Source organism: Allobosea sp. GW821-FHT10B12, assembly GCF_059415545.1.
On sequence record NZ_JBWKNL010000013.1, the window covers coordinates 116,925 to 123,174 of the forward strand.

At 66.2% G+C, this 6,250-nt stretch carries 6 protein-coding genes; 5 read left to right on the forward strand and 1 reads right to left on the reverse strand.

Annotated features, from left to right (window positions below; all coding sequences use genetic code 11):
- Positions 1–54: 54 nt before the first annotated feature.
- A complete protein-coding gene (locus tag AC07O0_RS28195) occupies positions 55–573 on the forward strand; it encodes a thioredoxin family protein (RefSeq protein ID WP_494627834.1) in 519 nt (172 codons plus the stop codon).
- Between the two features lie 21 nt (positions 574–594).
- On the opposite strand, the gene AC07O0_RS28200 is transcribed toward AC07O0_RS28195, so the two are convergent.
- Positions 595–1,491 (reverse strand): LysR substrate-binding domain-containing protein, encoded by an 897-nt coding sequence (locus AC07O0_RS28200; RefSeq protein WP_494627836.1) that lies wholly within the window; start codon positions 1,489–1,491, stop codon positions 595–597.
- Between the two features lie 79 nt (positions 1,492–1,570).
- Here AC07O0_RS28200 and AC07O0_RS28205 point away from each other — a divergent pair, with 79 nt between their 5' ends.
- From AC07O0_RS28205 to AC07O0_RS28220, 4 genes are all read left to right on the forward strand, one after another.
- Complete coding sequence (locus AC07O0_RS28205) at positions 1,571–2,785, forward strand: trans-sulfuration enzyme family protein (RefSeq protein ID WP_494627838.1); 1,215 nt, start codon at positions 1,571–1,573, stop codon at positions 2,783–2,785.
- Positions 2,786–2,819: 34 nt separating this feature from the next.
- Entirely contained in the window at positions 2,820–3,848 is a 1,029-nt protein-coding gene (locus AC07O0_RS28210) for a transporter substrate-binding domain-containing protein (protein WP_494627840.1), read from the forward strand.
- A 63-nt stretch (positions 3,849–3,911) separates the two neighbouring features.
- Complete coding sequence (locus AC07O0_RS28215; protein ID WP_494627842.1) at positions 3,912–5,027, forward strand: amino acid ABC transporter permease; 1,116 nt, start codon at positions 3,912–3,914, stop codon at positions 5,025–5,027.
- 4 nt (positions 5,028–5,031) lie between these two features.
- On the forward strand, positions 5,032–6,135 hold the full coding sequence (locus tag AC07O0_RS28220; protein ID WP_494627844.1) for an amino acid ABC transporter permease: 1,104 nt from the start codon (positions 5,032–5,034) through the stop codon (positions 6,133–6,135).
- Positions 6,136–6,250: the final 115 nt, after the last annotated feature.

The following is a 6,250-nucleotide window of genomic DNA, read 5'->3' on the forward strand; positions in this document are numbered from 1 at the left end:
CGTATTCATATGTTTATACTAGAGCCCGGTGCGGCTCTGCGCGGAGGCGACGCCATGATCACACGACGCAGCTTGCTGGCGAGCTCGCTGATTGCCATGGCGTCGGCGCCGGCCCTGGCCAAGGCAAAACTCGGCGAGGACGGGCTCTACCAGGAGGACTGGTATCTTGAGAGCTTTCTCGACCTCACCGAGGACCTGACCAATGCGAGCCAGGGCGGCACGCGCTTCGCGATCCTCTGGGGCCTGCGCAATTGCCCGGCCTGCCGGCGCATGCACGAGGTCCATCTCGCCGATCCCGCGATCGAAAGCTATATCCGCGACAATTTCGCGGTGCTGCATCTCAACATCCTCGGCGCGCGCGAGGTCACCGATTTCGACGGCAGCAAGCTGACCGAAAAGGGGCTGGCGGCGCGCTACGGCATCGAGGGCACGCCGGCGATCCAGTTCTTTCCTCCCAGCGCAAGCGGGCTGGCAGCGAAGGCTCCGAAGGAGCGCGAGGTCGCGCGCATGGCCTCGCTCCCTGATCCGCAAGCGTTCATCGCGCAGTTCCGCGCCGTCCGGAACGGCGCCTGAGCCGACCTGCCTGACACTGTCTCAGTCGGCGACCCCGAACGCGTTCCTGACGGCATAGAGCTCGGCGGCGAAATCGGAGACCAGGCGCGAGTTCACGCCGTCGGGTGGACGCAGCAGCAAGGCCCGGAAATGGACGGCGGGCTCGAACGGGCGGACTGTGATGTCGCCGATCATGCGGTCGGCGATGATGAACGGATTGACGAGGCCAAGGCCGAGACCCTGAGCGGCGAGGATCGCGATGGTGACGCCATAGGGAGTCTCCACGAGGATCCGCGGCTGGACGCCATGCTCGGCAAAGATGCGGTCCATCGCCAGGCGAACCGTGTCCTCCGGCGCGAGCGCGAGGAAGCCTTCTCCTTCGATATCGGGCGGCGTGATCACCGTGCGGCTCGCCAGCCGATGATCCCTGGGCATGACGCAGACGGCCCGCGGCGTGGTGAAGACGCTGTGCAGCACGCCGGTGGTATCGACCTCGTCGGCGGCGAGCCCGATGTCGAAGCTGCCCGAAGCGACGAGGTCGCGCACGACATGGGAGGTGCGGACCTGATAGCTGATCCGCGCCTGCGGATGCTTGCGCGAGAACGAGGCGATGGCGCGCGGCACCAGGCCATGCCCCAGCGCCGACAGGCTGGCGACGCGGATCGTGCCGGCGCCGACTTCCCTGATCTGGGCGGCACGCAGCTTGAGGCGGTCGAGGCCGACCAGATTGGCCTTCACCTCGGCGTGGAAGAGCTGGCCTTCGCGGGTCGGCACCAGTCGCCCCCGGATCCGGTCGAACAAGCTGAAGCCGAGCTCCGCTTCGAGCTTGGCGAGCGAGCGGCTGACGGCTGGCTGGGAAGTGTCGAGCAATGCGGCTGCGGCGCCGGCGCCGCCGCTGAGCATGATCGCGTTGAAGACGTCGATGTCGCGCAGGTTCATCGAAAGCTCATATCAAAATCGGATCAACTCTATCGTTGTGGCCATGGATGGCAATGGCCCAGCCGGCTAGTTGTCGGCCATGGCCCGATCCGACGACACCTCCCACATCCACCCGCCCGAGCGCTCACGCGAGCCTTTCCGAGCGGTCGCGATGCCTGTCGAGCGTGCTTCGACGGTCGTCTTCGATGATCTCGGCGCGTTCGAGCGGCGCAGCGAGCGCGTCTATGACGGCTTCAGCTACGGGCTTTACGGAACGCCGACGAGCCGCCAGCTCGAGGATCATATCGCGCAGCTGGAAGGCGCGGCGAGGGCGCTGGTCGTGCCTTCCGGCATGGCAGCTCTGGCGCTGGCGACGATGGCGGTGTGCCGCAGCGGCGACAAGGTCCTAGTGCCCGAGACGCTGTATGGCCCGGCCCGCGACATGATCTTCGGTTTCCTCGGCCCGCTGGGGGTCGAGGCGATCTCCTATGATCCACGTCTCGATGCAGGGATTGCCGGCTTGCTCGATTGCAGGACCCGCCTGATCTGGGTGGAATCGCCGGGCTCGGCGACCTTCGAGGTCCAGGACGTGCCCGCGGTCGTCGCTGCGGCCCATAAGGTCGGCGCGCTGGTCGCGGCCGATAATACCTGGGCCTCGCATCTGCTGTTCAAGCCGCTGGCGCATGGCGTCGACATCAGCATGCAGGCCTTGTCGAAGCATGCCGGCGGCCATGGTGATCTGCTGATGGGCTCGCTCGCCGTGCGCGACGACGCCCTGTTCCGGCGGCTCAAGGATGTGGCGCGCTTCCTCGGCTACGGTGTCTCGCCGGAGGATTGCGCGCTGTGCGAACGCGGCCTGATGACCATGCCGGTCCGTATGCGCCATGCCGCCAGTACGGCGCTCGGCGTGATGTCATGGCTCTCCGGCCGTCCTGAAATTGCGCGCATCCTTCACCCATGTCTGCCGGAGCATCCCGGCCATGACATCTGGAAGCGCGACTTCGCCGGGTCCGCCGCTGTGTTCGCGCTCGTGCTGCGACCCGAATTCGCCTCGCTGCAGGCACGGGCTCTGCGCCGGATGCAGCTGTTCCGGCTCGGAGCGAGCTGGGGCGGTGTGCATTCGCTGGTCGCGGTCAGCGATCCGCGCAAGGGCCGGACAAGCCTCGACTGGCTGCCGAGCGGGCCGGTCTGGCGCCTGTCGGTCGGCCTCGAGGCGCTCGACGACCTGCTCGCCGATCTCGCCCAGGCCTTCGCGGTCTTCGCGGAAGCGGAAGGACTTCAGGCAGAACCGGCCGGCAGCCGGGCCGCGGAATGACAACGACCAAGTTCAAACAGGGGAGGAGATGACGATGACGGGATTGAAGATCATGGCAGGCGCGGCCTTCGCCGTCGCAGGCCTCGCTATGGGCATCGGCGCTGCTACTGCGCAAAGCACGGTGAGCAAGATCAAGCAGCGCGGCTATCTCAGCTGCGGCGCGAGCCAGGGCGTGCCCGGCCTCTCGCGTCCCGACGAGAACGGCTATTATCGCGGCTTCGATTCCGATATCTGCCGGACCTTCGCGGCGGCCATCCTCGGCGACAAGGACAAGATCCGCTTCGTGCCGCTCAATGCCGGCCAGCGCTTCCCGGCGCTGCAGACCGGCGAGATCGACGTGCTCTCGCGCACCTCGACCATCACCTTCTCGCGCGACACCGTGGTCCGCTTCGTCTGGATCACGCTCTACGACACCGACGGCCTGCTCGTGCGTAAGGCCGACAAGATCACCGATCCCAAGCAGCTCGCCGGCAAGACCGTCTGCCTGCAGGGCGGCGGCAGCCTGACCGAGAAGGCGATCGAGGAGACCGAGGAAGAGCACGGGATCGCGATGAAGAAGGTCTACTTCGACTCGACGGTCCAGGCCCGCGACGCCTTCTTCGGCGGCCGCTGCGATTCCTATGTCACCGACGGCACGGCCGCGGCGGGGCAGCGGGCCTCGGTCGCCAAGAATCCGGACGACTACGACATCATCAAGGTCGGCCATGCGGCGGAGCCGAACGGGGTCGCGGTGGCGCGTGGCGACGAGCAGCTCTTCGACCTCACGCGCTGGACGGTCAACGCCCTCCTCTGGGCCGAGCTCCACGGCATCACCGCCAAGAACATCGACGAGAAGCTGAAGACTGGGACGAGCGAGATCAAGCGCGTCCTCGGCCAGGAACCGGGTTTCGGCAAGCCGCTCGGGCTCGATGACAAATGGGCCTACAACGTCATCAAGCAGATGGGTAACTACGCCGAGATCTGGGACAACAACCTCGGCAAGAACAGCCCCCTCAAGGTCGAGCGCGGCCTGAACGCGCTCTGGAAGGATGGCGGGCTGAACTATCCGTTCCCCTTCGACTAGGCGCCGCCGGGGAGCGCGCGAGCGCTCCCCCTTCAATCATCGTGTCGGAACTGGGAGGACGGCATGCTCAGCGATGCCAGGACGAGGTCGATCGTCATCCAATGCACGCTGGTGGCGGTCGTCGCGGGGGTCGCGACGCTTCTGGTCAGCAACACCTTCGCGAACCTGCAGGCGCGCGGCATCCCGATCGGATTCGACTTCCTCGCGATGCCGTCGCGGATCGTCATCTCCGAGGCGATCCTCTCCTATAAATCGCGTGATCCATATTATTGGGCGATCGTCGTCGGTCTCGCGAACACGATCTTCATCTCGGCGCTCGTCATCGCCTTCTCGTCGGTTCTCGGCCTGATCGTCGGCGTGACCCGGCTGAGCAGCAATCCGCTCGCCGCCGGCACCTGCCGCGTCTGGGTCGAGATCACGCGCAACTCGCCCCCGATCGTGCTGCTGATCTTCCTCTATTCGCTGTGGTGGAAAATCTTTCCGCCGGTCGGGGAGGCGCTCAATCCGCTTCCGGGTGTCTTTGCCTCGATGCGCGGCTTCGTCGTTCCCGCCATCAGGTTCGAGATCGACAGCGCGGGTGTCGGGCTGATCCTCGCCGCATTGCTGCTCGGCGTCGTCGCCTGGCGGGTAAGCTCGCTTCAGCGCTTCCGGAGCGGAATGGCTTGGGGCGCGGCCGCCCTGCTGCTGCTCGGTCTCTGGTCGGCGGATGTCGCGCTCCTTGTCGATTGGCCGGTCTTCACCGGCTCGAACTTTCGCGGCGGCCTGGAGCTGACACCGGAACTGAGCACCATTCTGATCGGCCTGACCGTCTACACCACCGGCTTCATCGCCGAGATCGTCCGCGGCGGCGTTCTGTCGGTCGGCACCGGGCAATGGGATGCCGGCCGCTCGCTCGGCCTGTCGCGGGCCAGGATCCTGCGCCTGATCGTCGTTCCGCAAATGCTGCGGGTGATCGTGCCACCGCTCAACAGCCAGTACATCAACGTCGTCAAGAATTCGACGCTGGCGATCGCGGTCGGCTATCCGGATTTCCTCGCGGTGATGAACACGATCATCAGCAAGTCCAGCCATTCGATCGAAGGCGTCTTCATCATCCTGGGCGTCTATCTTTGCCTCAACCTGACCCTGTCGAGCGCTGCCAACTGGTACAACCGCCGCATCGCGATCGTGGAGCGCTGACGCCGTGAAGACGATATCGCTTTCTCTCCCCAAGACTCCCGTGCCGGCGCGAGCCTGGTCTGCGCCGCTGCTGGCCTCCCTGCGCGGGAGCGGCAAGCTGCTGTTCGGCTCGCCGCTGAACGCCGCCCTGACGCTGGTCTTCGGCGCATTGCTCGTAATTACAGTGCCGCCCATGCTGCGCTGGCTCGTGCTCGATGCGGTCCTCTTCAACCCTGACCCTGCCGCCTGCCGCGCGGCGTCGGGCGCCTGCTGGAGCTTCATCTACGCCAAATCGGGGCAGCTCTTGTTCGGCATCTATCCGGTCGACGCGCGCTGGCGGCCGGCTCTGGTCTGCGTGCTGATCCTGGCATTGCTCGGCTGGTCGGTCCGGCCGGCGAGCTGGACGCCGCGACTGGTCCAGCTTTGGGCCGCGGCGCTCGCGCTGATCGTCTGGTTGATGGGCGGCGGTCTTGGGCTCGAGGAGGTGCCGACCTCGGCCTGGGGCGGCCTGCCGGTGACGCTGATCCTCACCGTTGTCGCGATCGGGATCGCCTTTCCGGTCGGCATCCTCCTGGCGCTGGCGCGCCGTTCCACCATGCCGGCGGTCAGGATCGGCGCGGTGGTCGCGATCGAGTCGGTGCGCGGCCTGCCGCTGCTCTCGATCCTCTTCGTCGCCTCGATCATGCTGCCGCTGTTCCTGCCGGAGGCGCTGCTGCCCGACAAGTTCGTGCGCGCCCTCGTCGCTTTGACGATTTTCGCGGCGGCTTATCTCGCCGAAGTCATCCGCGGCGGGCTGCAGGCAATCCCGAAAGGGCAATATGAAGCCGCCGCGGCGCTTGGCTTGCCGTTCTGGCGGACGCAATATCTCGTCATCCTGCCGCAGGCGATCAGGGTGGTGATCCCGGCCCTGGCCAACACGATCATCGTGATGATCAAGAACACCAGCCTGGTGCTCGTGGTCGGGCTGTTCGATCTGATCAGCTCGGGCAAAGCTGCCCTCGCCGATCCGGCCTGGCCGTCGCCCGCGGCCGAAACCTTCCTGTTCATCGGCGCGATCTTCTTTTCCCTGTCCTTCTCGTTCGCCCGTTTCGCCGACTTTCTCGAGCGGCGCGGTCCAGCCTCTCGCTAGGAGACGACATCATGACACTGGCTCCGGCTCCCGCGGCACTGAAGCAGACGGCGCTGAACACGGCGACGGCGGTCGAGATGGTCGCGGTCAACAAGTGGTATGGCGAGTTCCACGT

Excerpts from the sequence above, each read along its gene's own strand:
- AC07O0_RS28215 (WP_494627842.1), top strand. The coding sequence starts at position 3,912 with ATGCTCAGCGATGCCAGGACGAGGTCGATCGTCATCCAATGCACGCTG.
- AC07O0_RS28210 (WP_494627840.1), top strand. The coding sequence starts at position 2,820 with ATGACGGGATTGAAGATCATGGCAGGCGCGGCCTTCGCCGTCGCAGGC.
- AC07O0_RS28205 (WP_494627838.1), top strand. The coding sequence starts at position 1,571 with ATGGCCCGATCCGACGACACCTCCCACATCCACCCGCCCGAGCGCTCA.
- AC07O0_RS28200 (WP_494627836.1), bottom strand. The coding sequence starts at position 1,491 with ATGAACCTGCGCGACATCGACGTCTTCAACGCGATCATGCTCAGCGGC.
- AC07O0_RS28195 (WP_494627834.1), top strand. The coding sequence starts at position 55 with ATGATCACACGACGCAGCTTGCTGGCGAGCTCGCTGATTGCCATGGCG.